Raw genomic sequence first — 24,438 nt, 5'->3', positions numbered from 1 at the left:
TTCGCACGCGTATGCTTGGGTCATTCCTGGGAGGGAACATGACCGAACGCACCACCACCGCACGCGCGATCGACCGCTATTTCGCCAGCTATTCCGACGACCATCGCAACGCCACCAATCAGCACATCCATGTAGTGGCCGTGCCGGCCATCCTGTGGTCGGTGGTGGCCCTGCTCTGGTGCGTCCCGGTCGGCGGCACCTGGTTCAGTAGCGGGGTGTGGGCGGCGCTGACGATGTTTGCGGCATGGTCGTACTACAACCGGCTGTCGCGTCCGTTGGGCCTGGGCATGCTGGGGATCTTCTTCTTCTTCGGCTGCCTGTGCCGCTTGATCGAGGCCAGGATCGGGCTGGGTGGCCTGTTCGCCACCGGCCTGGCGGTCTTCGTGGTGGCGTGGATTGCGCAGTTCGTCGGGCACACGATCGAAGGGCGCAAGCCGAGCTTCCTGACCGACCTGACCTATCTGCTGATCGGGCCGATCTGGGTACTGGCCAAGCTCTATCGCCAGCTGGGCTGGCGTTATTGAGGCTGGCTGGGACACCGCCATCCTGCGCAGGCAGCCGCGGCGGTGCAGGGCCACAAACGCTCCACGCTTTGCCGTAGCCCAGTGCGCACGATTGCCGCAGCGGCCTTATTCGCCGATGCCAAGCTCTTCCGGCAGCGGCCGGAACGCGCGTGGGGCGTAGCCGAAATCCCGGCGTGCCGGTTCCAGATCGAACACCAGGTCCTGCCGCAGGCGTCGCAGCGCGGCCGCATTCATCCCGCGCAGGCGTCCCAGCCGCTGGGCCACGCTGAGGGCAAGGCCGAACAGGCTGGGCGGCACCCGGTACAGACGTGCGGGCCGTGGTAGCGCGGCGAGCACCCGCTCCACCATCTGCAGATAGGCCAGCACCTCGCCACCGCCGAGGGCATAACTGCGTTGCTGGGTGGACGGCTGCGCAAGCACCGCCAGTGCGGCATTGGCCAGGTCGTCCACATGCACCGGTTGGCGCAGGCCGGTGGCGTCGGCAGGCAGCACGAAGGCGCCGGTGCGCCGGGCAAGGCCGGCAATCTGGGTCAGTGTCTTGTCGCGTCCGGCTCCGTAGACCAGGGTGGGACGCAGGACGGTCGCCGTGGCGCCGCGCGCCTGCGCCGCAGAAAACAGCGCCTGTTCGGCGATGGCCAGGCGCTGCGCCACATCGCGTTCGGCCGCATCGCTGGAATGTTCCTTGACCTGGACGCTGGTGGAGCCGAAGGCGACGATACGCGCGGCGGCGACCGGGTTTTGCGCATACCAGCGCGCGAAATGATCCAGCGGCCCGCAACTGAAGATCGCCTCATAGGTCTCGCCCGCCGCTGGCGGCATCGCCAGATCGCCCTGCCGCCAGATCAGGCCCGCACGCGCCGCGCGCGGCTGGCGCGACCATGCCGTCACCTGCCAGCCGCCAGAGAGCAACCGTGTCAGCAGGCGCTCGCCGATCTGTCCGCTCCCGCCAAAAACCAGGGCGCGGGGCGCAGATGCAGCAGCGGTTGGAGCAGGATTGGCAGCGGTCACAGGATGCAAGACACCGGTCGCAAGATGACCGCAGCATACCGAGTACCCCACGCCGATGCGTCGCCGTTCGGCCACGCCGGTATCGCCTGCGCAGGGTCGGCGTTGACATGGACGTCAGTCAACGGTTTGTTAAGCTCTCTGGCCTGCTCGCGAATCTCGTGTTCCCTGCATGCCTTTTTCACTGGAAATCCTGCTTGCGCTGCCGTTGCTGATGGCAGCGGCCGCTGCGCTGTCCTGGCGCGCGCCCCGTTCGATCACTGCGTGGTTGGCTGCGGCCGCGCCGTTGGCCGGGTTGCTGGTGCTCGCCGCGTTGACGCCGGCGGTGCTGCGCGGCGAGGTGATTGCCAGCGAACATGCATGGTTGCCGCAGATCGGCTTGTTGTTCTCGCTGCGGATGGATGGACTGGCGTGGATGTTCGCGCTGCTGGTGCTGGGCATTGGCGCGCTGGTGGTGATGTACGCGCATTACTACCTGAGCGCGCGCGACAGCGCATCGCGCTTTTTCGCCTACCTGCTGCTGTTCATGGGCGCGATGCTCGGCATGGTGCTGTCGGGCAATCTATTGCTGCTGATGGTGTTCTGGGAACTCACCAGCATCAGCTCGTTCCTGCTGATCGGCTTCTGGTCGCATCGCCGGGATGCGCGCGATGGCGCGCGCATGGCCTTCGTGCTGACGGCCGGTGGCGGCCTTGCGTTGCTCGGCGGCGTGTTGATGATCGGCCGCATCGTTGGCAGCTTCCAGCTGGATGCGGTGCTGGCCGCCGGTGATGTGATCCGCGCCAGTCCACTGTATCCATCTGCGCTGGGCCTGGTGCTGCTGGGCATCTTCACCAAGAGCGCGCAGTTTCCATTCCACTTCTGGTTGCCGCAGGCGATGGCCGCACCCACGCCGGTGTCGGCCTACCTGCACTCGGCCACGATGGTGAAAGCCGGTGTGTTCCTGCTGGCGCGTCTGCATCCGGCGCTGGCCGGCACCGACCTGTTCTTCTACACCGTCACCAGCGTCGGTGCGATCACGCTGCTGGTGGGCGCGTGGTATGCGATCTTCCAGCACGATCTCAAGGGCGTGCTGGCGTATTCGACCATCTCGCATCTGGGCCTCATCACCATGCTGTTCGGGCTGTCCACCCCGATGGCCGTGGTGGCCGGTGTGTTCCACATCCTCAACCACGCGGTGTTCAAGGCCTCGTTGTTCATGGCGGCGGGCATCATCGACCACGAGACCGGCACGCGCGACATGCGCAAGCTGGGCAACCTGCGCCGCCTGATGCCGTTCACCAGCGCGCTGGCCATCACCGCCTCGCTGGCGATGGCCGGCATTCCGTTGCTCAATGGATTCCTGTCCAAGGAAATGTTCTTTGCCGTGGCGCTGGAAACCGACGCGCCGCAATCGATGCGCGTGCTGGCCAGCATCGCGGCGCTGCTGGCTGGCCTGCTGGGTGTGGCCTACAGCCTGCGGTTCGTGTACGACACCTTCTTCGGCCACGGCCCGCGCGATCTGGACACCACCCCGCACGAGCCGCCGCGCTGGATGAAGATTCCGGTGGAGGTGTTGGTGGTCATCTGCGTGGCGGTGGGCATCGTGCCGGCATGGACGGTGGCGCCGGTGCTGCGCGCCGGTGCCAGCGCCATCCTCGGCGAGCGCCTGCCCGACTACAGCCTGGCGCTGTGGCATGGCGTCAACTGGCCGCTGGCGATGAGTGTCGCGGGTATCGTCGGCGGCACGTTGCTGTACATCGCATTGCGCCGCACGCTGGATCTGTACGCGGTGCAGAACCGTTCGCCCGGCAAGGCCGTGTTCCAGTGGAATCTGCGCGCCCTGTTCGCCGCCACCACACGCATGACCGACGCGGTGACCAACGGTTCGCTGCAACGCATGCTGATGCTGCTGGTCCTGAGCGCGGTGGTGGTGGCATCCGTGCCGTTCCTGCAGGGGGGTGCCCTGCCGGTCTGGCCCGCTCCGGCGCCGATGCCGCTGCTGGGCTGGATGGTGTGGCTGCTGATGATGGCGTGTGCGCTGGGCAGCCTGTTCCTGTACCGGCAGCGCCTGCTGGCGGTGCTGGTGCTGGGCGGCACCGGGCTGGCGGTCAGTCTGACCTTCGTCTTGCTGTCTGCGCCGGACCTGGCCTTGACCCAGCTGCTGGTGGAGATGATGACCCTGGTGCTGATGCTGCTGGCGATGAATTACCTGCCCGAGCGTTCGCCACCGGAACGCGCGCGGCTGCGTCAGCTGCGCGATGTCGGCCTTGCGGTGATCGGTGGCGCCGGCCTGGCCGCGCTGTCCTATACGCTGATGACCCAGCCCAGCCCCACCGTGGCCGGCGAGCTGCTGCAGCGTGCGTTGCCCGAGGCTTACGGGCGGAACGTGGTCAACGTGATCCTGGTGGATTTCCGCGGGTTCGATACCTTCGGCGAGATCACCGTGTTCGCCATTGCCGGGCTGGTGGTGCATGCGCTGCTGCGGCGCGCGCGCATGGCACCGGAGCGCAGCATGCCGGGGCCACCGATCAAGCTGCCGGTACCGGCCGACCTGGCGCAGATCATGTTCCCGCTGACGCTGACGGTGTCGTTGTTCCTGTTCCTGCGCGGTCACAATGCGCCGGGCGGCGGTTTCATTGCCGGCCTGGTGCTGGCGGTGCCGTTGCTGATGCAGTACGTGATCCAGGGGACCGCCTCGGTGGAGTCGCGCTTCGGCTTCGACTACATCCGGCTGATCGGTATCGGACTGCTGTGCGCCCTGCTGAGCGGTGCGGGCGCGCTGGCGTTCGGCCTGCCGTTCCTGAGCAGCGGGCACCTCACCCTTTCATTGCCGCTGCTGGGTGAGCTGGAGCTTGCCAGCGCGCTGGGCTTTGATATCGGCGTGTATCTGGTGGTGTTCGGCGCGGCGATGTTGATGCTGTCGATGATGGGCACGATCAAACCGTCTCGCACGCGCACCTCGCAGCGTGGCGAGATCGACCCCACCCAACGGTCGACACGCACCGCGGAGCAGCATTGATGGAACTGGCAGTGGCAAGCGCGATCGGCGTCCTGACCGCATTGGCGATCTACCTGCTGCTGCGTGCACGCAGCTTCGATGTGATCCTGGGGATGACCTTCCTGTCGTATGCGACCAACCTGCTGATCTTTGCCGGCGGGCGCTTGCGCAGCGGCCAGCCACCGGTACTGCGCGAAGGTGTCCCGGCGGATCTGCAGCACTACACCGACCCGCTGCCGCAGGCGCTGGTGCTGACGGCGATCGTGATTGCGTTTGCGATGACGGCGGTGAGCCTGGTGCTGGCGATCCGCAGCCGCAGCGACAATGGCAGCGATCATGTCGATGCACATGAAGATGCCGCCACCGGCATCGATACCCGGCAGGCACGCCGATGAACCATCTGCTGATCCTGCCGATCCTGATCCCGATGCTTGGCGCGTGCGCCTCGCTGTTCGTGGAGCACCGCCGCTATGGGCCGCGTGTGCAGCGCAGCGTGGCATGGACCAGCGTGGCCTTGCTGGCGATCGCGGTGATCGCGTTGTTCGCACGCGCCGCCGACGGGCAGATCCTGGTCTATCTGCTGGGCAACTGGCCCGCGCGGCTGGGCATCGTGCTGATGGGCGACCGCCTGTCGGCATGGATGCTGTTGACCACCTTGATCCTGGGCGCGGCCTGCCTGCTGCATGCCTGTGCCGGCTGGGACCGGCGCGCGCCGCACTTCCACGCGCTGTTCCAGTTCCAGCTGATGGGCTTGAACGGCGCCTTCCTGACCGGCGATATCTTCAACCTGTTCGTGTTCTTCGAAGTGATGCTGATCGCCTCCTATGGCCTGCTGCTCAGTGGCGGACGCGGCCTGCAGATGCGTGTGGGGCTGCATTACGTGGTATTCAACGTGTGCGCCTCGACGCTGTTCCTGATCGCGCTGGGGCTGCTGTTCGGGGTGTTCGGCACGCTCAACATGGCGCAGCTGGCGCAGCGCATCGCCGCGCTGCCGGCACAGGACCTGCCGCTGGCCAAGGCCACGCTGGGAGTGTTGCTGGTGGTGTTCTGCAGCAAGGCAGCGTTGCTGCCGTTGTATCTGTGGCTGCCGGAAACCTATGCGCGCGCGCCGGCGGCCGTGGCCGCCCTGTTCGCCATCATGACCAAGGTGGGGCTGTACGCGACGCTGCGCGTGTGCAGCCTGTGGTTCGGCGCCGGCGCCGGTGCGTTGCAGGGTTTCGGCCGGCATGCACTGCTGTGGCTGGGCATTGCGACCTTGCTGATGGCCGCCTTCGGGGTGATGGCGGCATCCCGCCTGCGGGTGATGGTGTCGTATCTGGTGGTGTTCTCGGCGGCAACGTTGTTCATCGCGTTCTCGCTGGACGATGCGCGCGCACTCGGCGCGGGCCTGTATTACCTGCCGCATAGCAGCTTCGTGGCAGCCGCCTTGTTCATGGTGTCGGACCTGATCCGGCGACGGCGTGGCAGCGCCAGCGATCGCAAGGAAGTGGTGGCGCCGCTACCCGGACGTGCGATTCCGGGCAGCATGTTCCTGATCGCCGCGATCGCGGTGGCCGGGCTGCCGCCGCTGTCCGGATTCCTGGCCAAGGCCGCGTTGTTGCAGCATGTGCCCGCGGGCCTGGTCGGCCCGGTCTGGGGTGCCATCCTGGGCGGTAGCCTGCTGGTGGTGATCGGGCTGACCCGTGCCGGCGTGCGCCTGTTCTGGCGGGTGCCGGCGGCGGCCGAGGATGCACCCGAACTGCAACCGCCGCGTCGCGGCCGCATGCGGCCGGTGGAAACCGCCGCCACGCTGGTGTTGCTGGCCGCGCTGCTGGCGATGACCGTGGCGGCCGGGCCGTTGATGCGCTACACCGATGCCGCCGGCGCGCAATTGCGCGACCCGGGCGCCTATGTGGACCAGGTGCAGGCCAGCGCACCATTGCGGAGGGCGCCATGAACGCACCGGTGTCGTGGCGCCGTCGGATCTTCCCGTCCATCCCGCTGAGCGTGACGGTGTTTGTGTTCTGGTTGCTGCTCAGCGACAGCTTCGGCCCGCAGCAATGGGTGTTGGGCGCCTTGCTGGGCGTGGTGGTACCGATCTTCGCGGCGCGGCTGGACCGTGAATTCGCGCGCATCGGTTCGTTGCGCTCGGTACCGCGCATGCTGCTGGTGGCCGCCGGCGACATCGTGCGTTCCAACATCAAGGTGGCCATGCAGGTGCTGGGGCCGGAATCGCGCATCCACCCGGGCTTCATCTGGGTGCCGCTGGACATCGCCAACATCCATGGTATCGCGGCGCTGACCAGCATGATTACGCTCACCCCCGGCACGGTCTCGGCGGCGCTGTCGGACGACCGCAAGTATCTGCTGGTGCATGTGCTGCACCTGGACAATCCAGATGCGCTGATCGCCGAGATCAAGCACCGCTACGAGAAGCCCCTGATGGAGATCTTTCCATGACCGGTCACACGTTCATCGAATCGACCATCGTCATCTGCATGCACACGGTCGGCCTGGCCATGCTGATGGCGTTGTGGCGCCTGTTGCGCGGACCGACCGTGCCCGACCGCATCCTGGCGCTGGACACATTGTCCATCACCGCCATCGCCGAGCTGATGCTGCTGGGCATGTACCTGGATTCGCCGGTCTACTTCGAGGCCGCGCTGGTGATCGCGATGCTGGGCTTCGGCAGCACCGTGGTGTTGAGCAAGTACGTACTACGGCGGGACATCGTCGAATGATCGCGCTGACCGAATACCTGCTCAGCGCCTTGCTGCTGGTGGGGACCTTCTTCATCCTGATCGGCGCATTGGGCCTGGTGAAGCTGTCCGACTTCTTCAAGCGCCTGCATGCACCGACCAAGGCCAGCACGCTGGGCGTGGGCTGCGTGCTGCTGGCCTCGGTGGGCTACCACCTGTTCCTGGGCGCGGACCCGCAGCCGCGCGAGTTGCTGATTACCGTGTTCCTGTTCATCACCGCGCCGATCAGCGCCCACCTGATGGCCAAGGCCGCGCTGTCGCTGATGATGGAAGACCGGCCGGAGGTGCCCAACCAAGGCGAGATGGAGCAGGAGGGCTTGCCGACGCCGGCCACGCAGGGGGATGTGGGCGAGAACGCAGAGACCGCCAGGCAGCACGAACGGCCGTCGTCCGACCCGCGCTGAGTCCTCGTCTACTGCGCACCGACGGGCTAGTCTGCCGCGCCCAAGCCGGGCGCCTTGAACCCGGCACGCAAGCCGTCCCAGCAGCGCTGGTAGTCGCCCTGGCGATGCGCGGCCTGCAAGGCCTGCTGGGTGGGCCGCAACACGGCGCGGGTTTCGAACATGAAGGCCATGGTCTCGGCGATGACGTCCGGGCGCGACAGATCCGCCTGCGAGGCCTTGTCGAAGGTGGCCGCATCCGGGCCATGCCCGCTCATGCAGTTGTGCAGCGAGGCACCGCCAGGCGCGAAGCCTTCGGCCTTGGCATCGTAGACGCCGTGCACCAGGCCCATGAACTCGCTGGCCACGTTGCGATGGAACCACGGCGGGCGGAAGGTGTGCTGTGCCACCAGCCAGCGCGGCGGGAAGATCGCAAAGTCCATGTTGGCGGTGCCGTGCGTGTCGCTGGGCGAGGTCAGCACGGTGAAGATGCTGGGATCGGGATGATCGAAACTGATCGAGCCGATGGTGTTGAAGCGGCGCAGGTCGTAGCGAGACGGCGCGTAATTTCCATGCCAGGCCACCACGTCCAGCGGCGAGTGATCGATCTGCGCACGCCACAGATGGCCCTGGAACTTGGCAACCAGCTCGAACGCACCGTCGCGCTGCTCGAACGCCGCACGCGGGGTCTGGAAATCGCGCGGATTGGCCAGGCCATTGGCACCGATCGGCCCCAGGTCCGGCAGCCGCAGCAAACCACCGAAGTTTTCGCAGACATAGCCGCGCGCTTCACTATCGAGCAGTTCCACCCGGAAACGCACACCGCGCGGTATCACGCCGATCTGCTGTGGCTCCAGGTCGAGCACGCCCAGTTCGGTGCACACCCGCAGCCGGCCGAGCTGCGGCACCAGCAGCAGCTCGCCATCGGCGTCATAGAAAAACCGATCATGCATGGAGGCATTGGCCGCATACAGATGCACGGCAACGCCGGTCATCGCCTCCGGGCTGCCATTGCCGGCCATGGTGTACAGGCCATCGACGAAATCGGTGGGCGTAGCCGGCAACGGCAGTGGACTCCAGCGCATCTGGTCCGGCGGCACCGGACCGCTGCCGAAGTCGTTGTGCAGCCGGGACTGTTCGATCAGCGAGAAACGGCCGTGCACCGCCGCCGGACGAATGCGGTACAGCCAGCTGCGCCGGTTCTCGCCGCGTGGTGCGGTGAACGCGGTGCCGGACAACTGCTCGGCGTATAGGCCATGCGCCACGCGCTGCGGCGAGTTCTGCCCGACCGGCAGGCTGCCGGCCACCGCTTCGGTGGCGAACTCGTTGCCGAAGCCGGTCATGTAGCGCTGATCGTTTTGCATGGCATGCATCCGAAATGGGCCCCGAGGGGGCTGGAATTAAGCCCCTCTCCCATCGGGAGAGGGGTTGGGGTGAGGGTGCGGCGTGGCGATGATGTTGCCGATCGCCTCGACTACCGCATCCAACGACAGCAACACATCGTTGTTCCAGAAGCGCAGCACGATCCAGCCTTTCGATTGAAGCCACCGCGTTCTTGCCTGATCGAAGGATTCCTGATGCTGCGATCCGTCTAGTTCAACAATCAACATAGCTTCAATACAACAAAAATCTGCGATGTACGGCGGAATCGGATGCTGACGTCTAAACTTGAATCCTTGCAGCTGATTGCTTCGCAGACAGCGCCAGAGTGTGCGCTCTGCAGCGGTCATTTCTTTTCGTAACGCACGTGCATGGGTGAGCACAACGGTAGGCAATGGCGGCTTGATTTTCATCGCTCCACCGTACCCTCACCCCAACCCCTCTCCCGTCGGGAGAGGGGCTTTAAGCACGTGCGGCTTCACTGCTTTGATTGGTCAGATTTCCCTGGAATACGGCCGAACACGTCACGTCTTTCACCACTGCAGCGGCCGCGTCACCTCACCGGCCCTCACAGCACCCCACGCTTGATCTGGTCGCGCTCGATGCTTTCGAACAGCGCCTGGAAATTGCCTTCGCCGAAGCCTTCATTGCCCTTGCGCTGGATGATCTCGAAGAAGATCGGGCCGATGGAGTTGGTGGTGAAGATCTGCAGCAGCTTGCGTTGCTTGGTATCCGGGTCGGCGTCGATCAGGATCTTGTTGCGACGCAGGCGCGCGACGTCTTCGCCATGCTCGGGAATGCGCAAATCCACCACGTCGAAATACGTATCCGGCGTATCCAGGAAACTCACCCCCGCTTCGCGCATCTTCTCCACGCTGGTGTAGATATCGTCGGTGAAGCAGGCGATGTGCTGGATGCCTTCGCCCTGGTAGGCGTCCAGGTATTCGTTGATCTGGCTCTTGGGGTCGGACGATTCGTTGAGCGGAATGCGCACGATGCCATCCGGGGCGGTCATCGCCTTGGACACCAGCCCGGTCTTGGCACCCTTGATGTCGAAGTAGCGGATCTCGCGGAAGTTGAACAGCCGCTCGTAGTAGTCCGACCACCGCTGCATGTTGCCGAAGTACAGGTTGTGCGTGAGGTGGTCGATGAAGGTCAGCCCGAACCCGGCAGGATGCGGGTCGGCCCCGTCGATGGCCTCGTAGTCGGCGTCGTAGATGCTGCCTGCCGCGCCGTAGCGGTCCACCAGATACAGCATGCAGTCGCCGATGCCCTTGACCACCGGCGCCGGCACCGCGCGCGTGTCGGGCTTGTTCTGCACCGCTTCGCCGCCGTTGCCCAGCACGGTCTGCAGCACGGTCTCGGCCGGGGTGCGGAAGCGGATCGCAAACCCGCAGGCGCAGGGGCCGTGCGCGGCGGCGAAGTCGGCGGCGAACGAATCGGGGTCTTCGTTGAGCAGGAAGTTGACCCCGCCCTGGCGATAGACGGTAATGGCGCGGCTGCGGTGACGCAGCACCGCGCTGAAGCCCATCTGGCGGAAATAGGCGTGCAGTTGCGCGGCCTGGCCGGCCGGTGCGGCGAATTCGACGAACTCGAATCCGTCGATCCCCATCGGATTGTCGAAGGTGGTGACCTGCATGCCCGGATCCGGGCGGTGTGCAGTAGTGTTCGGTTGTGCGCTCATCGTCGTTTCTCCACGCTGGGTGTCGGCAGGGCTATGCGGAGTGGCAGAAGACCCGCGAGAATGCGCAGGCCACCTTCGGTTTGTAGTTGCAAATGAAACCAAAATCAAGACACAGTGCAACATGAGCGATCTCGACGCCCCCCAGCCGCCGCACCACCCTGTCCTGCTCAACCTGGAGCAGTTCCTGCCGTATCGCCTGAGCGTGCTGTCCAACCGGATCAGCAGCAACATCGCCAAGGTCTACGGTGATCGTTACGGCATGGCGATTCCTGAGTGGCGCGTCATCACCATCCTGGCGCTGTATCCGGGGTCCTCGGCCAGCGAGGTCTCCGATCGCACGGCGATGGACAAGGTCGCGGTGAGCCGCGCGGTGGCCCGGCTGCTGGAGCGTGGCTTCATCCGCCGCGAGACCCACGGCGACGACCGCCGTCGCTCGATGCTGGCGCTGTCGCCGGCCGGGCGCCAGGTCTACGAGACCGTCGCTCCACTGGTCAACGAGATGGAACAGCGGCTGATGTCGGTCTTCAGTGCCGAAGAGCAGCAGTTGCTGGAACGCCTGATCGACACGCTGGCCAAGGACGGTCTGCCGCGCATGGCCGACAAGGACTGACGGCACGCGCAGCGCACGCCCCCATCCGCCCTTCGGGCACCTTCCCCCGCAAGCGGGGGAAGGGAGCAGTTGGGCCAATGCGCAACGTGCCGCACTGCCCTTCTCCCGCGCGCAAGCGGGGGAAGGGACCACTCGGGCCAATGCGCAACGTACTGCACTGCCCTTCTCCCGCGCGCGGGAGAAGGTGGCGCAACGCGCCGGATGAGGGCTGCTCACACCGCGCACCATCGCACACGCTGGTCGAGCCACACGCTTGCACGTCCACAGGCCACGCCGCGAGGCTCACTCAGGCCTGCGGCGGTGCCCATTGTTTGAGGAAATCGAACAGCTTCTTGCGGTCGAAACCTTCGCCCTTGCGCAGCTCGGGGCCGGCCTGGGTGGTCAGCAGCTTGCCGTCGTTGTCCAGCACCAGCAGCGCGGGATACGCGTTGAGCTGAGCAAACGGCGACAGGAACGCGGCGTTTTCGTTGGCCGCATCGCGGTTGACCTTGACCACCACGAAGTTCGCATCGCGGAAACTGCGCAGCTCCGCATCGCCACCCATCACCTCGTCCAGCGCCTTGCACGGCTCGCAGGCGGCGTTGCCGACATTGAGCACGATGCGCTTGCCGCCGCGCTTGGCTTCGACCTTGGCCGTCTCCAGGTCCGCCGCCGGATCGCGCGAGGGGTCGTACTGCGCATTGAGCGCCGCCGCTGCGGCGATGTCGGCAGCGGTGGGCGTGTTGCCCGAGGACACCGGCTGGCTGGGATCGGCACTGGGCGGCTTCTGCATCGACGTGTCCAACGGCCGCGGGGCCTGCTGTTGGTCGGCAGGCTGCCCACAGGCACCCAGCAGGCCGGTCAGCAACAGGCCACAGACAAGCGGTTTGATCGGCATCGCGTTTCTCCTCACTTCACACCGTGCATGAGTTTGTTGATGAGCGGCGCGATCAGGAACAGCAGCGCGCCGGCGCCCAGCAACGCCCAGAACCCGAAGGTATACCCACCCAGCGCCGAGGACACGCTCATGCCTTCGCTTCCGCTGACATGGCCGGCAAAGATCCCCGACAGGTTGTTGCCGATGCCGGTGGACAAGAACCAGCCCCCCATGCCGAAACCGACCAGGCGCATGGGCGCCAGCTTGGTCACCATCGACAGGCCGATCGGCGACAGGCACAGCTCGCCCACCGACTGGATCACGTAGACCATGAACAGGGTCCAGAACGGAATCTTGCCGGCATCGCTGACCAGGCTGGACAGCGCGAACATCAGCAGCAGGAAGGCCAGGCCGTTGAAGATCAGGCCCAGGCCGAACTTGCGCGGGATCGACGGGTTGAAGCGACCGGACTTGACCCAGATCCAGGCGATGACCGGCGCCAGCGCGATGATGGCGACCGAGTTGACCGACTGGAACCAGGCGGTCGGGAAGGTCCAGTCGCCAAAATTGCGATTGACGATGTTGTCGGCCAGGAAGGTGAACGAACTCCCGGCCTGTTCGAAGAACATCCAGAACAGCACGTTGAAGGCGAAGATGATCAGCATCGCGATCACCTTGTCGCGCTGTACCTTGCCTTCGCGGATGCCTTCCACCAGCAGCATCACCGACAGGCCGATGAACAGCACCGTCAGCACGATCTGCAACACATCCGCACCGACGGCGAGCAGGAAGTACACGCCCGGAATCGCCAGCAGGCAGCCCACCAGCACCATCAGCACGCGGCCGAGGCTGGCCTGCGCGCCCGGCGCCGGCGCACCGATGCCCTTGAGCTGGGCGCGGCCGATCCAGAACCACACCAGGCTGATCAGCATGCCCACGCCGGAGGCCATGAACACCATCTTGTAAGACGGCATCGCCTCGGTGCCGAACACCTTTTCGGCCAGCAACTGGGTCAGCACCGGCGAGATCATCGCGCCCAGGTTGATGCCCATGTAGAAGATGGTGAAACCGCTGTCGCGGCGCGGATCGGCTACCGAATACAGCTTGCCGACCATGGTGGAGATGTTGGGCTTGAACAGCCCGTTGCCGACCACCACCGTGGCCAGGCCGATCTCGAACAGGGTCTGGTCGGGAATGGCGATCAGGAACAGCCCGATGGCCATCACCGCCGCGCCGACCAGGATCGAGCGTTGATAGCCAAGCACCCGGTCGGCCACGTAGCCGCCGAAGATCGCCGCTGCGTACACCAGCGCCAGGTAGGCGCCATAGGTGCGCCCTGCTGGCGCCTGCCCGGTGGCGTCGCCGCCGAAGAATTGCGCCACGATGTACAGCACCAGCGCCCAACGAATGCCGTAGAACGCGAAGCGCTCCCAGAATTCGGTCATGAACAGCATCCACAGCGGGCGGGGATGACCCAGCAAGGTAGGAAACTCGGGCGGCGGTGGGGTGGAAGCGGATGTCGGCGCGGCAGCGTCAACGCTCATAGAAGTCCCTTGCGTATTCAGGAATGGCTGGGTGCACCCGGGCGATCCCCGGACAACGCGCGAGCATCACTTAGACGTCATGGACGCGTCAAATTCGCCCGACCCCACGACCGGATGGCAACGGGGCGCAGACATGCGCTCGGGCGGGGGCCGGTAGGGGGCAAACCGCACCCTGGCTCCTGCAAAAGGGACGCAGCGCGGGAAGGCGTCTAGCGTCAGAAGGAGCAGGCAACCCATGGCGCCAAGCGCCGCCCTGCCTGCTCCCTTCCCCCGTGAACGGGGGAAGGTGCCCGAAGGGCGGATGGGTGGAGCATCCCGCAACGCCCCCACCAGGCAAGCACCCCGCCCTTTCGCTCCTCAGCCTTTCGCTGCTTCGGCACTTCCCGCGTCCTGCGCACGGTTTTCCACCCCCACCGAGGTCCGCACGTCGAACAATTCCGGGAAGAACGTCAGCGCCAGCGCCTGCTGCAGGAAGCCCACGCCGCTGGAGCCACCGGTGCCGCGCTTGAAGCCGATCACCCGCATCACCGTACGCATGTGGCGGAAGCGCCAGAGCTGGAACTGGGTTTCCAGATCCACTAGGTCCTCGCACAGCGAATACTCGCGCCAGTAGCGATCGGTGTTTTCGTAGATGCGCTCGAACACCGGGCGCAACGCGTCGTCGGCCACATGCGCGGCGGTCCAGTCGCGCGCCTGGTACTGCGGCGGAATCGCGTGCCCGAAGCGCGCCAGGTAGCGCAGGAACTCCTCGTACAGGCTGGGCGCGTCCAGCACCTCGCGCAGGCGCGCCTGGCCCTGCGGGTCGTAGGCAAACACCTGCAGCATCTGCGGGTTCTTGTTGCCGAGCAGGAACTCGATATAGCGGTACTGCAGCGACTGAAACCCCGACGAAGGGCCGAGAACATCGCGAAACCCCATGTACTCGCTGGGCGTGAGCGTTTCCAGCACCGACCACTGCTCGGTGAGCTGGCGCAGCACCTGCTTGCTGCGCGCCAGCACCTTGCGGCATTGCCAGACCTGGTCGTTCTGCAGGTGCACCATCGCCGCGCGCAGCTCGTGCGCCAGCAGCTTCAACCATAGCTCGGAGGTCTGGTGCTGGATGATGAACAGCATCTCGTCGTGATGTGCCGGCTCGGACAAGGGCTGCTGCGCCGAGAGCAATTGGTCCAGCCGCAGATAGCCGCCATAGGTCAACCGCCCCTGCAGATCGGTGTGGATGCCGGGTTCCAGGTCACGCAGGTTCTTATCGACAGGCATGGCGAAGCGTTGAGGATCGGGCTGCGCAGGGTAGCGCGCTGGCGGCGGCTTGGCAGCCGCTGCGGAATCGGGAATCGGGAATCGGGAATCGGGAATCGGGAATGGGGAATCGGGAATCGGGAATGGGGAATGGCGGAGGGCTCGCGTTGCCTGGTTGCTTGCCGTCTTGGAGGGGTTGGGCCGGCGATGCCTGTGCGGATGCCTGGCTAACCGTCCACACCTACGTGATTGCGCGCCCCGACCTCAAACTCGAGGTCGCTTGTTTCACCTCTGAATCAATCGGCATGCACCCGACGCAGTCTCGGCTGGTGCGCCGCTGTCACCATATCGTCAACCTAGGTCTGCAAATTCATGCAGAATTCGACAGCGCTACCGGCCAGGGACGTGGCCGGTGCAGGGGCGCGCTTCACGTCTCACCGATCCAGGGGACTCTCATCTCATGCCAGCGTTGCAGCGTCGTGCAGCCTTACTTCTGTGTGGGCTGGCGTTTGCCGGCCATGCCTCCGCCCAGGTCGTCATCAGCCAGGTCTACGGCGGTGGCGGCAACAGCGGCGCCACGCTGCGCAGCGATTTCATCGAGCTGCACAATCGCGGCACCACCACGGTCAGCCTGGACGGCTGGTCGGTGCAATACGCCTCGGCGGCCGGCAGCAGCTGGCAGGTCACCCCGTTGGCGGGCAGCGTGCCGGCTGGCGGCTATTACCTAATCAAGCAGGCCGACGGCAGCGGCGGCAGCGTGGCGCTGCCCACCTCCGACGCCACCGGCACGCTGGCCATGAGCGGCACCGCTGGCAAGGTGGCGCTGAGCAACAGCGCCTTCGCGTTGAGTGGCAACTGCCCCACCGGCAACGCCGATTTGGTCGGCTACGGCAGCAATGCCAGCTGCGCCGAAGGCAATGCGCCCACCCCGGCCCCCAGCAACACGCTGGCGGTGCTGCGCGCAGGCGATGGCTGCACCGATACCGACAACAACGCGGCCGACTTCGCCACCGGCGCGCCGGCCCCGCGCAATTCCGCCAGCGCCGTGCGCCTGTGCAGCGGCGGCGGCCAGCCGATCGCCACGCTGGCCGATGTCAGCCAGGCCGAAGGCAACAGCGGCAACCGCAGCGTCGTGTTCACGCTGAGCCTGAGCCAGCCGGCCGGTGCCGGTGGGGTGAGCTTGACCGCCGCCACCGTCGATGGCACCGCCACCGCCGGCAGCGACTATGTCGCCCTGCCCGCGACCACCTTGCGCATTGCCGCTGGCGAACGCACGGCCAGCATCGCGGTGGACGTGCTGGGCGACGCCATCGCCGAACCGGATGAAAGCTTCCGCTTGCAGATCAGCGGGGTCACCGGCGCGCTACCGGCCACGCTGAGCGCCACCGGCACTATCGTCAACGACGACTTCAGCCTGCTGCCGATCCACGCCATCCAGGGCAAGGGTGCACGCTCGCCGCTGGACGGCCAGGTCGTCGCCACCTCGGGCATCGTCACCGCGCGCCGCAGCGCGGGGTTCTTTCTGCAGGCCCCGGATACCGAAGCCGACGGTGATCCGTCCACCTCCGAAGGCGTCTACGTCTACACCGGCAGCGCACCGCCGGAGGCCGCCGCCATCGGCAACCGGGTGCGCGTGCAGGGCACGGTGATCGAATACGTGCCCACCGCCGACCCGACCCAGCCGCCGCTGACCGAAATCGGGGGCAGCGTCACCGTGCTGGCCGATTCCACCGGCAACCCGCTGCCGGTGCCGATCCCGTTGCGCCCGGACTTCCCCAACCCCAACGGGACCTTCGATCAGCTCGAAGCGCTGGAAGGCATGCGCGTGGCCGCCGCCAGCCTCACCGTCAATGCGCCCACCGGCGGCAGCGTCAACGAGACCAATGCCACCGCCACCAGCAATGGCGTGTTCCATGCGGTGGTCACCGGCGTGCCGCGCGCCTTCCGCGAGCCGGGCGTGCAGTTGCCCGACCCGCTGCCTGCCGGCTCGCCGGCAGGCGTGCCCCGCTGGAATACCAACCCGGAAGTGATCGCCGTCGGCAGTGCCGGCGTGGGTGGCGAGCGACTGGATCTGGCCGCCGGCTGCATGGTGTTCAATGTGGTCGGCCCGCTGGATTACAGCTTCCGCCGCTACACGCTGTATCCGGAACGCACCCCGCAAGTGGCCTGCAACGGTGCCGATCAACCACGCCCCGCACCGATCCCGCAGGCAGACGATGTGGCCGTGGCCACCTACAACATGGAACGTTTCTTCGACGACCAGAACGACCCGGCGATTGGCGAGCCGGTCCTCACCCCGGTCGCATTCCAGGCCCGCCTCAACAAGGCCTCGCTGGCGATCCGCAACTACCTGCATACGCCCGACATCCTGGGCACGGTAGAAGTGGAAAACCTCAGCGTGCTGCAGACCCTGGCCGCGCGCATCAACGCCGACGCGGTGGCCGCCGGTCAGCAGGATCCCCAGTACGTGGCGTACCTGCAGGAAGGCAACGACGTTGGCGGCATCGACGTCGGCTTCCTGGTCAAGACCGCCTGGGTGGCCGGTGGTGTACCCCGCGTGGAAGTGCTTTCCATTGCGCAGGAAGGCAAGACCACCACCTGGACCGAGCCGGCCGGCGGCGTGAGCCTGCTCAACGACCGACCGCCGCTGGTGCTCACTGCCAACGTGCACCAGGCCGACGGCCGCACGCTGCCGCTGACCGCCATCGTGGTGCACCAGCGCTCGCTCAACGGCGCCGACACCGACGATGCGGCCGGTACCCGCATCCGCGCCAAGCGCCAGGCCCAGGCCGAGTACCTGGCGCGCCTGCTGCAGACACGTCAGCAAGTGAACCCTGACGAAAAAGTCCTGGTGATGGGCGACTTCAACGCCTTCGAATTCAACGACGGCTATGTGGATGCCATGGGCACCGTCACCGGCCGGCCGGCGCCGGATGCGCAGACCGTGGTGGCCGGCGATGGCGCCGATCTGGTCAACCCGGACTACACCGACCTGACCTGGTTCAACACGCCCGACCAGAGCTATTCGTACGCCTTCGACGGCAACGTGCAATCGCTGGACCACATCCTGGCCAGCGATGCGCTGATGCGCACGCCGCAGATCGCCTCGCTGTTAGTAGGCCATGCGCGCATCAATGCCGACTTCCCCGGCACCGCGCGCAACGCTGCCAATACGCCCACGCGCTTGTCCGATCACAATCCCACCGTGGTGCTGTTGCGCATGCGCAAGCAGGTCAACGCGGACCTGGGCGTGGCGGTGAGTGCCGCACGTGCGCAGGTCACTGAAGGCGAGCGCATCGACTACACCGTGGATGTGGACAACCGCGGGCCGGATCGGGCACCGTTCACAGCGCTGGCGCTGGTGTTCGACCTACCGGTGCAGGCGCGTATCACGGCTCCGACGGGTTGGCTCTGCCAGAACCTCACCTCTGCCACGCAGACCACGTTTACCTGCAATCTGCCCGCGCTGAATCCCGGCGCAAGGCAGAGCTTTGCGGTGCAACTCGATACTGGCTCGGAACTGGCAGGACGCACCCTGATGCTGGCCGGGTCGGTCGCCTCGCAATCGCCCGATCCGCAACCGGGCAACAACACCGACACCGCGTCGGTCACGGTACAGGCACGTCCGCAACCCCGCAGCGACCTGGCCGTGCGGCTCGACGGCCCTACCAGCCTGCCGACCACCGCCTTCAATGCCAGCTACCGGGCGGTGCTAAGCAACCTCGGCACCGCCCCGGCACAGCACCCCAGCCTGGTGATCGAAGGCAACACCGTGTCGGCGTTGTCGCAGTTGGTGCCCCCGCCGGGCTGGCGCTGCGACAAGCAGCTGCAGTCGCTGCGCAGCGCCCGCTTCGTCTGCAGCAGTGCGACGGTGATGCCGCCGGGCACGCAGGCCGCGTTCCAGCTGAGCGTGGCGGCCCGGCCGGTTCCGGCCGACGGCGCGATTCGCGTGCAGGCCAGTGCCACGTCCGCATCGCCAGACGCGAACCCGGGCAACGATTCGGCGCTGATCGTCACCCCGGTCGGCGGGGGCGCGGATCGTCGTTGACCGCAGTGCAGCATATCGCCGGGCACAACGGCGGCAACGGGCGCGGGTCGTTCCGCGCCCTTTTTTTGTGCACCCCAACATCCGACGTGCTGCGGTGCAGGAAAGGGTTTTGCAGCGTCCTCCTTAACATGGCAACTCATATCATTTGAAACTTATTGATGAAGGTGTCGCCGCAATGAGCGTAGCCGCGCAGTTCCAGATCGACTATCTGCAATACATGGACGCGGACGGCAACGTCGTCCGCGACGACCTGCCGGCCGACGCCGCCAACCCGCAGACCTTGCTGGCGCTGTTCAAGCGCATGCTGTTCGTGCGCACCTTCGATAGTAAATCGGTGGCCCTGCAGCGCACCGGCAAGCTCGGCACCTATGCGGCCAGCCTGGGCCATGAAGCCACCCATGTGGGCATCGGCGCGTCGATGCGCAGCGGCGATGTGTTCGCGCCCAGCTACCGCGAATACGGCACCATGTTCGAACGTGGCGTGCGCCCGCGCGATGTGCTGCTGTATTGGGGCGGCGACGAGCGTGGCAGCGATTATCCGCGCACTGCCGATGCGGCGATCGACTTCCCGATCTGCGTGCCGATCTCCACCCAGTGCCTGCATGCGGCCGGCTCGGCGCTGTCGTTCAAGCTGATGGGCAAGCCGCAGGTGGCGGTAGCCTGCTGCGGCGATGGCGGCAGTTCCAAGACCGACTTCTATGCCGCGCTCAACTCGGCCGGCGCCTACAAGCTGCCGCTGATCCTGTGCGTCATCAACAACGGCTGGGCCATCTCGGTGCCGCGCGCGGCGCAGACCGGTGCGCAGACGCTGGCGCAAAAAGGCCTGGCCGGCGGCCTGCACTGCCTGCAGGTGGACGGCAACGACCTGATCGCGGTGCTCGAAGCGATGCGGCAGGCGCGCGTGCGCGCCCTGGCCGGCGACGGCGGCACGGTGATCGAATTCATGACCTACCGCCTCACCGACCACACCACCGCCGACGACGCGCGCCGCTACCGGGGCGAGGACGAGGTCAAGCAGGCCTGGACCCGCGAACCGCTGCTGCGCCTGCGCCGCTATCTCACCGCGCAAGGCCTGTGGGACGAAGCGCAGGAAGCGGCCTGGAAAACCGAATGCGGCGCACGCATCGACGAAGAGGTCAACGCCTACCTGAACACCCCGGTGCAGCCGGTGGAAGCGATGTTCGATCATCTCTATGGCGACCCGCCGGCCGAGTTGCTGGCCCAGCGCGCCGAGGCGATGGCCCTGGAGGCACGTCATGGATGAGCTCAAGCCGATGCCCGTAGACGCCTCGCAGCACGCCAGTGCCCCTTACCACGCCGCTGCCGCGCACGGAGAGATCGCCATGAGTTCGCCCATCACCCTGATCGAAGCCATTACCCAGGCGCTGGCCTGGGAGCTGGAACACGACCCTGCGGTGCTGGTGCTGGGCGAAGACGTGGGCGTCAATGGCGGCGTCTTCCGCGCCACTGCCGGCCTGCAACAACGCTTCGGCAGCGCGCGCGTGCTGGATACCCCGCTGGATGAAACCACCATTGCCGGCCTGAGCGTGGGGCTGGCTGCGCAAGGCATGAAACCGGTGGCCGAAGCGCAGTTCGACGGCTTCGTATACCCCATGGTCGATCACCTGATCTGCCATGCCGCGCGCCTGCGCAACCGCACCCGTGGCCGTCTGCACTGCCCGATGGTGCTGCGCGTGCCGTGGGGCGGCGGCATCCGCGCGCCGGAACACCACAGCGAAGCCAACGAAGCCATCTTCACCAACGTGCCCGGTCTGCGCGTGGTGCTGCCATCCTCACCGCAGCGCGCCTATGGCCTGTTGCTGGCCGCGATCCGCGACCCGGATCCGGTGATCTACATGGAGCCCAAGCGCATCTATCGCCAGTACAAGGAAGTGGTGGCCAACGATGGCGAAGCGCTGCCGCTGGACGTGTGCTTCGTGCTGCGCGACGGCACCGATGTCACCCTGGTCACCTGGGGTGCGCAGGTCAAGGAAGCGCTGGAAGCGGCCGACAAACTCGCCGGCGAAGGCATCAGCGCCGAAGTGATCGACGTGGCCACGCTGCGCCCGCTGGACTTCGACACCATTGCCGAATCGGTGGCCAAGACCGGCCGCTGCGTGATCGTGCAGGAAGCCCCGCGCACCGCCGGCTTCGGCGCGGAGATCGCCGCGCGCCTGGCCGAGCAATCGATGTACGACCTGGTGGCACCGGTCGAACGCGTCACCGGCTACGACACGCATATCCCGCTGTTCCGGCTGGAAATGAAGTACCTGCCGAGCGTGGAGCGCATCGTCACCGCCGCGCGGCGTGCGGTGGCTGCCGGCTGACATGCGCGCCCGTCTGCTCTGCGCTCACCGCACCAGAGTCGCCAACCCGATCCGCTTCCATGCCGGCCAGCAGGTCCGCATTGGTGTGCGCGATGAAGAATGGCCGGCGTTTGCCTGGGTCAATACCGGGCAAGGCCATGCCGGCTGGGCACCGGTGGCGTGGCTGCGCCCGCTGGGTGATGGCCTGGCCGAAGCGCTGCGCGATTACGACGCACGCGAACTCGATGCCCAGGCAGGCGATGACGTGTTGCTGCATCACGAACACGGTGGCTGGTGGTGGTCCGAACGCGCCGATGGCGCGCAGGGCTGGCTGCCGGCCGCCGATCTGGAACTCCTCGAAGCCACCCTGCCGCCATTGCCGGCGGCACAAGAGAATCTGCCATGAGCCAAAGCAAGACGTTTCACCTGCCCGACCTGGGCGAAGGCCTGCCGGACGCCACCATCGTTGAATGGTTCGTCGCCGAAGGCGACAGCGTGCGCCTGGACGAGCCGCTGGTGTCGATGGAAACCGCCAAGGCGGTGGTCGAGGTGCCCTCGCCGTTCTCCGGCACCGTGGTCAAGCTGGCCGGTGCGGCCGGCGATGTGATCGTGACCGGCGCCATGCTGGCGCAGTTCGCTCTGGATGCCTCGCAGCCGCAGCGTGCCGATGGCCAGGACACCGGCCACGGGCATGGGCACGGCGGCGCGCAGGCGCAAGTGCATACGCCCAGCACCGGCCAGAGCGCGGCCGGCCCCAGCGACCGCGTGGTCGCCTCCGACAATGGCGGTGAGATCGCCGATGCGGATGCCGGCGCCGATGCACCGAGCGAGCGCGACGACGCCGGCACCGTGGTAGGTGCCATGCAAAGCTCCAACGCGGTGCAGAGCGAGCAGGCCATTGCCGTCGGCGGCGTACGCGCCATGCCGGTCGTGCGTGCGCTTGCACGCAAGCTGCGCGTGGACCTGGCCCAGGTGCGCGCCACCGGCCCGGACGGCACGGTGACGCTGGCAGACGTGAAGCAGGCGGCGGCCGCCGGCACCGCGCGGCCCTCACCCGGCGCGCATGGCGCGCCGACCTCTCCCGCAAGCGGGAGAGGTGGCTCGATCGGTGACGGTGGGAAAGCCGCGGGGATCGCCGCCGACGGCAGAGATCGGCCGGCAACCGCGACCCTTCTCCCGCCTGCGGGAGAAGGTGCCCGCAGGGCGGATGAGGGCCAGTCCCGCTCCACGCTCTCGGCCAGCGGCAAACCGATGCGCACCCAGCCACCCGGCACCAGCGTCAAGGGCCAACCCGAACAGCTCAAGGGCGTGCGCCGCAACATGGCGCGCGTCATGGCCGACGCGCACAGCAAGGTGGTCCCGACCACGCTCAACGACGATGCCGACCTGCATGCCTGGCAGCCCGGCAACGACGTCACCGTGCGCCTGGTGCGCGCCATCGTGCGTGCGTGCCAAGCAGTTCCCGCACTCAACGCCTGGTTCGATGGCGACGCGCTCAGCCGCACCCTGCACCACCAGGTGGATATCGGTATTGCGGTGGATACCGAAGAAGGCCTGTTCGTGCCGGCACTGCGCAATGCCGACATGCTGGATGCACACGGCATCCGCGAGGGCATCAACCGGCTGCGCCAGCAGGTGGAAACCCGCAGCATCGCCGCCGCCGAGCTCAGCGGCTACACCATCTCGCTGTCCAACTTCGGCATGTTCGCCGGCCGCTACGCCACCCCGGTGGTGGTGCCGCCGTGCGTGGCCATCGTGGCCGCCGGCCGCGCGCGCTACCAGCTCGTGCCGGTGATGGGCGGGGTGGAAACCCACAAGGTGATGCCGCTGTCGCTGACGTTCGACCACCGTGCTGCCACGGGTGGTGAGGCCGCGCGTTTCCTGCGCGCCATGCTCGACGATCTGGCCGCCCCAACCTAGCCGATTCTCGGTGGCACTCCAAGACGCGACTGCACGGCGTGGAAGAGCAGCAGCAAGCACTTCGCGGGCTACGCCGTGTTTCGCGATTCAGTTGCGTCTATACAGTGTGGCCGCTGATAGGATCACCGGAACTCGCAGTTTATCGGGTGCCAGTTTCTTCCCTGACGCTGCTGAAAAATAAAAATGGCCCCGCTGCTGACAGTAATTTCAGCTAGTCTTCAGCCTTTGGCATATAGTTCTGCCAGATCTGCGGCTCTTGCTCCCAAGGCGGGGCGCACTGTTCAAATTCAAGATGATTTCTTGTGGGCGATTCTATCCCATGGTGCACTTGGCTATAGAACTGGACACGCTGCTGGTAGCCGGGATCTTCGCGATTACGATAAATGTGCCTCAACTCCGCGTCGGTAACACTTGTCCCAGCGTAATATCCATGTTTATAGAATGGATTTTTAGCTGGCGCCGAGCTCATCTCGCTACGACCATTCAGGCCAAATGCAACATCACGGCCGGTCTCAACCGCGAAAGAAAGGGCTCCTTTGGATTTTTTCTTGAAAACGTTGGTCTCGTTGAGGGCGGCCTGCTCAGCGACCTCACGACTTGATCTACCAGCCAAAGCCACCGGGTCACCAATCATCGACAGCGCCCGGCTCATGTCGGGTGTTTCGTCGCTGAAGTTCTCTCTGTTCTGGTCATTTACGGCAGATGCCCACTTCGGATTCGATCGCAAATAATCAGCAAACTGCTGATTCAACTCCGGACAGCGCTCCTCCGGATCGAATGATGGGTGACCACCCAAGAACTGACGTACAGTTATCGGGATATTTTGCAAATTATGCGTCATGGAGGCTGGATCGCCGTCATGTGCCCACAGCAAGAGCTCTTCCTGTGTCTCCTGGCGGCCAAAGAAAAGAGTATTCTCAATCTCTCCAGCGAGGCGGCGCTTGGAACTCCTCGGCGCCTGTGATTGTTTTGGCGCAGGCTTCAGCCCCTCGAATCTTCCGGATGAAGACGCACTTGAACTGATGGAACCACCGCCACGCAATTCCCCTTGGGGACTTAACGAATTAACCGAATTTGTTGCCGGAGAGTTCGGCACGCTGCTGCATTTGGAGATACATGAACCCATTTTAGCTACCTCACATCAGGTTATTACTTGAAATAATACATGCAGATTTTTATTTTCAATAATAGAGAAGTTTATGCTGAATTTTAGAATTATCAAAGTAA

General features: G+C 65.8%; 21 protein-coding genes. 13 read left to right on the top strand and 8 right to left on the bottom strand.

Features of this window, described 5'->3' with window-relative positions; genetic code table 11:
- Window positions 1-38 precede the first annotated feature (38 nt).
- The gene (locus tag ACCQ13_RS02165; RefSeq protein WP_159406545.1) at window positions 39-524 is read left to right on the top strand and encodes an Mpo1 family 2-hydroxy fatty acid dioxygenase; all 486 of its coding nucleotides are present in this window, start codon (window positions 39-41) and stop codon (window positions 522-524) included.
- A 105-nt stretch (window positions 525-629) separates the two neighbouring features.
- On the opposite strand, the gene ACCQ13_RS02160 is transcribed toward ACCQ13_RS02165, so the two are convergent.
- Window positions 630-1,532 carry an NAD-dependent epimerase/dehydratase family protein gene (locus ACCQ13_RS02160; protein WP_159407910.1) on the bottom strand — a complete coding sequence of 301 codons (903 nt, stop codon included), beginning with the start codon at window positions 1,530-1,532 and terminating at the stop codon, window positions 630-632.
- Window positions 1,533-1,701: 169 nt separating this feature from the next.
- Here ACCQ13_RS02160 and ACCQ13_RS02155 point away from each other — a divergent pair, with 169 nt between their 5' ends.
- The 6 genes from ACCQ13_RS02155 to ACCQ13_RS02130 are packed head-to-tail and all read left to right on the top strand — an operon-like array spanning window position 1,702 to window position 7,651.
- Complete coding sequence (locus ACCQ13_RS02155) at window positions 1,702-4,530, top strand: monovalent cation/H+ antiporter subunit A (RefSeq protein WP_104603849.1); 2,829 nt, start codon at window positions 1,702-1,704, stop codon at window positions 4,528-4,530.
- Window positions 4,530-4,904 (top strand): Na+/H+ antiporter subunit C, encoded by a 375-nt coding sequence (locus ACCQ13_RS02150; RefSeq protein ID WP_104603848.1) that lies wholly within the window; start codon window positions 4,530-4,532, stop codon window positions 4,902-4,904. The genes ACCQ13_RS02155 and ACCQ13_RS02150 overlap by 1 nt, the downstream gene beginning before the upstream one ends.
- A complete protein-coding gene (locus ACCQ13_RS02145) occupies window positions 4,901-6,445 on the top strand; it encodes a monovalent cation/H+ antiporter subunit D (protein WP_104603847.1) in 1,545 nt (514 codons plus the stop codon). Before ACCQ13_RS02150 ends, ACCQ13_RS02145 begins: the two co-directional genes overlap by 4 nt.
- Entirely contained in the window at window positions 6,442-6,948 is a 507-nt protein-coding gene (locus tag ACCQ13_RS02140) for a Na+/H+ antiporter subunit E (protein WP_104603846.1), read from the top strand. The genes ACCQ13_RS02145 and ACCQ13_RS02140 overlap by 4 nt, the downstream gene beginning before the upstream one ends.
- Window positions 6,945-7,229, top strand: a complete 285-nt coding sequence (locus ACCQ13_RS02135) for a K+/H+ antiporter subunit F (RefSeq protein ID WP_104603845.1) — start codon at window positions 6,945-6,947, stop codon at window positions 7,227-7,229. Before ACCQ13_RS02140 ends, ACCQ13_RS02135 begins: the two co-directional genes overlap by 4 nt.
- Window positions 7,226-7,651 (top strand): Na+/H+ antiporter subunit G, encoded by a 426-nt coding sequence (locus ACCQ13_RS02130; protein WP_104603844.1) that lies wholly within the window; start codon window positions 7,226-7,228, stop codon window positions 7,649-7,651. Before ACCQ13_RS02135 ends, ACCQ13_RS02130 begins: the two co-directional genes overlap by 4 nt.
- A gap of 26 nt (window positions 7,652-7,677) precedes the next feature.
- Here the strand turns inward: ACCQ13_RS02130 and hmgA are convergent, their stop codons facing one another.
- From hmgA to hppD, 3 genes are all read right to left on the bottom strand, one after another.
- On the bottom strand, window positions 7,678-8,991 hold the full coding sequence (gene hmgA / locus ACCQ13_RS02125) for a homogentisate 1,2-dioxygenase (RefSeq protein WP_104603875.1): 1,314 nt from the start codon (window positions 8,989-8,991) through the stop codon (window positions 7,678-7,680).
- 36 nt (window positions 8,992-9,027) lie between these two features.
- Window positions 9,028-9,420, bottom strand: coding sequence for an endonuclease domain-containing protein (locus ACCQ13_RS02120; RefSeq protein ID WP_104603843.1), 393 nt, complete (start codon window positions 9,418-9,420; stop codon window positions 9,028-9,030).
- A gap of 155 nt (window positions 9,421-9,575) precedes the next feature.
- The gene (gene hppD / locus ACCQ13_RS02115; RefSeq protein ID WP_208800438.1) at window positions 9,576-10,691 is read right to left on the bottom strand and encodes a 4-hydroxyphenylpyruvate dioxygenase; all 1,116 of its coding nucleotides are present in this window, start codon (window positions 10,689-10,691) and stop codon (window positions 9,576-9,578) included.
- A 121-nt stretch (window positions 10,692-10,812) separates the two neighbouring features.
- Here hppD and ACCQ13_RS02110 point away from each other — a divergent pair, with 121 nt between their 5' ends.
- Window positions 10,813-11,301, top strand: coding sequence for a MarR family winged helix-turn-helix transcriptional regulator (locus ACCQ13_RS02110; RefSeq protein ID WP_104603841.1), 489 nt, complete (start codon window positions 10,813-10,815; stop codon window positions 11,299-11,301).
- A gap of 286 nt (window positions 11,302-11,587) precedes the next feature.
- On the opposite strand, the gene ACCQ13_RS02105 is transcribed toward ACCQ13_RS02110, so the two are convergent.
- The 3 genes from ACCQ13_RS02105 to ACCQ13_RS02095 all read right to left on the bottom strand — a co-directional run bounded on the left by ACCQ13_RS02105 (window position 11,588) and on the right by ACCQ13_RS02095 (window position 14,958).
- Entirely contained in the window at window positions 11,588-12,178 is a 591-nt protein-coding gene (locus ACCQ13_RS02105; RefSeq protein WP_104603840.1) for a thioredoxin family protein, read from the bottom strand.
- Between the two features lie 11 nt (window positions 12,179-12,189).
- Window positions 12,190-13,701 carry a peptide MFS transporter gene (locus ACCQ13_RS02100; protein ID WP_274392037.1) on the bottom strand — a complete coding sequence of 504 codons (1,512 nt, stop codon included), beginning with the start codon at window positions 13,699-13,701 and terminating at the stop codon, window positions 12,190-12,192.
- 357 nt (window positions 13,702-14,058) lie between these two features.
- Window positions 14,059-14,958 (bottom strand): tryptophan 2,3-dioxygenase, encoded by a 900-nt coding sequence (locus ACCQ13_RS02095; protein ID WP_104603838.1) that lies wholly within the window; start codon window positions 14,956-14,958, stop codon window positions 14,059-14,061.
- 439 nt (window positions 14,959-15,397) lie between these two features.
- On the opposite strand from ACCQ13_RS02095, the gene ACCQ13_RS02090 reads away from it, so the two are divergent.
- The 5 genes from ACCQ13_RS02090 to ACCQ13_RS02070 all read left to right on the top strand — a co-directional run bounded on the left by ACCQ13_RS02090 (window position 15,398) and on the right by ACCQ13_RS02070 (window position 23,211).
- Window positions 15,398-18,985 (top strand): lamin tail domain-containing protein, encoded by a 3,588-nt coding sequence (locus ACCQ13_RS02090; protein ID WP_159406544.1) that lies wholly within the window; start codon window positions 15,398-15,400, stop codon window positions 18,983-18,985.
- Between the two features lie 175 nt (window positions 18,986-19,160).
- Complete coding sequence (gene pdhA, locus ACCQ13_RS02085) at window positions 19,161-20,249, top strand: pyruvate dehydrogenase (acetyl-transferring) E1 component subunit alpha (RefSeq protein WP_104603836.1); 1,089 nt, start codon at window positions 19,161-19,163, stop codon at window positions 20,247-20,249.
- Complete coding sequence (locus tag ACCQ13_RS02080; RefSeq protein WP_167526812.1) at window positions 20,242-21,312, top strand: alpha-ketoacid dehydrogenase subunit beta; 1,071 nt, start codon at window positions 20,242-20,244, stop codon at window positions 21,310-21,312. The genes pdhA and ACCQ13_RS02080 overlap by 8 nt, the downstream gene beginning before the upstream one ends.
- Before the next feature lies 1 nt (window position 21,313).
- Window positions 21,314-21,697: an SH3 domain-containing protein gene (locus ACCQ13_RS02075; RefSeq protein ID WP_159406543.1), complete on the top strand. Its 384-nt coding sequence runs from the start codon at window positions 21,314-21,316 to the stop codon at window positions 21,695-21,697.
- Window positions 21,694-23,211 carry a dihydrolipoamide acetyltransferase family protein gene (locus ACCQ13_RS02070; RefSeq protein WP_274392036.1) on the top strand — a complete coding sequence of 506 codons (1,518 nt, stop codon included), beginning with the start codon at window positions 21,694-21,696 and terminating at the stop codon, window positions 23,209-23,211. The genes ACCQ13_RS02075 and ACCQ13_RS02070 overlap by 4 nt, the downstream gene beginning before the upstream one ends.
- 211 nt (window positions 23,212-23,422) lie before the next feature.
- Here the strand turns inward: ACCQ13_RS02070 and ACCQ13_RS02065 are convergent, their stop codons facing one another.
- Complete coding sequence (locus ACCQ13_RS02065) at window positions 23,423-24,337, bottom strand: hypothetical protein (protein ID WP_158251449.1); 915 nt, start codon at window positions 24,335-24,337, stop codon at window positions 23,423-23,425.
- Between the last annotated feature and the right edge of the window lie 101 nt (window positions 24,338-24,438).

Source organism: Xanthomonas sp. NCPPB 1638 (genome assembly GCF_041475635.2).
Taxonomy (GTDB): Bacteria; Pseudomonadota; Gammaproteobacteria; order Xanthomonadales; family Xanthomonadaceae; genus Xanthomonas; species Xanthomonas cucurbitae.
This window is presented reverse-complemented; position numbering and strand designations above follow the sequence as displayed.

Bases quoted from the DNA above. Each gene is read 5' to 3' on its own strand.
- ACCQ13_RS02165 (WP_159406545.1), top strand. From the start codon at position 39: ATGACCGAACGCACCACCACCGCACGCGCGATCGACCGCTATTTCGCC.
- ACCQ13_RS02155 (WP_104603849.1), top strand. From the start codon at position 1,702: ATGCCTTTTTCACTGGAAATCCTGCTTGCGCTGCCGTTGCTGATGGCA.
- ACCQ13_RS02150 (WP_104603848.1), top strand. From the start codon at position 4,530: ATGGAACTGGCAGTGGCAAGCGCGATCGGCGTCCTGACCGCATTGGCG.
- ACCQ13_RS02145 (WP_104603847.1), top strand. From the start codon at position 4,901: ATGAACCATCTGCTGATCCTGCCGATCCTGATCCCGATGCTTGGCGCG.
- ACCQ13_RS02140 (WP_104603846.1), top strand. From the start codon at position 6,442: ATGAACGCACCGGTGTCGTGGCGCCGTCGGATCTTCCCGTCCATCCCG.
- ACCQ13_RS02135 (WP_104603845.1), top strand. From the start codon at position 6,945: ATGACCGGTCACACGTTCATCGAATCGACCATCGTCATCTGCATGCAC.
- ACCQ13_RS02130 (WP_104603844.1), top strand. From the start codon at position 7,226: ATGATCGCGCTGACCGAATACCTGCTCAGCGCCTTGCTGCTGGTGGGG.
- hmgA (WP_104603875.1), bottom strand. From the start codon at position 8,991: ATGCAAAACGATCAGCGCTACATGACCGGCTTCGGCAACGAGTTCGCC.
- ACCQ13_RS02120 (WP_104603843.1), bottom strand. From the start codon at position 9,420: ATGAAAATCAAGCCGCCATTGCCTACCGTTGTGCTCACCCATGCACGT.
- hppD (WP_208800438.1), bottom strand. From the start codon at position 10,691: ATGAGCGCACAACCGAACACTACTGCACACCGCCCGGATCCGGGCATG.
- ACCQ13_RS02110 (WP_104603841.1), top strand. From the start codon at position 10,813: ATGAGCGATCTCGACGCCCCCCAGCCGCCGCACCACCCTGTCCTGCTC.
- ACCQ13_RS02105 (WP_104603840.1), bottom strand. From the start codon at position 12,178: ATGCCGATCAAACCGCTTGTCTGTGGCCTGTTGCTGACCGGCCTGCTG.
- ACCQ13_RS02100 (WP_274392037.1), bottom strand. From the start codon at position 13,701: ATGAGCGTTGACGCTGCCGCGCCGACATCCGCTTCCACCCCACCGCCG.
- ACCQ13_RS02095 (WP_104603838.1), bottom strand. From the start codon at position 14,958: ATGCCTGTCGATAAGAACCTGCGTGACCTGGAACCCGGCATCCACACC.
- ACCQ13_RS02090 (WP_159406544.1), top strand. From the start codon at position 15,398: ATGCCAGCGTTGCAGCGTCGTGCAGCCTTACTTCTGTGTGGGCTGGCG.
- pdhA (WP_104603836.1), top strand. From the start codon at position 19,161: ATGAGCGTAGCCGCGCAGTTCCAGATCGACTATCTGCAATACATGGAC.
- ACCQ13_RS02080 (WP_167526812.1), top strand. From the start codon at position 20,242: ATGGATGAGCTCAAGCCGATGCCCGTAGACGCCTCGCAGCACGCCAGT.
- ACCQ13_RS02075 (WP_159406543.1), top strand. From the start codon at position 21,314: ATGCGCGCCCGTCTGCTCTGCGCTCACCGCACCAGAGTCGCCAACCCG.
- ACCQ13_RS02070 (WP_274392036.1), top strand. From the start codon at position 21,694: ATGAGCCAAAGCAAGACGTTTCACCTGCCCGACCTGGGCGAAGGCCTG.
- ACCQ13_RS02065 (WP_158251449.1), bottom strand. From the start codon at position 24,337: ATGGGTTCATGTATCTCCAAATGCAGCAGCGTGCCGAACTCTCCGGCA.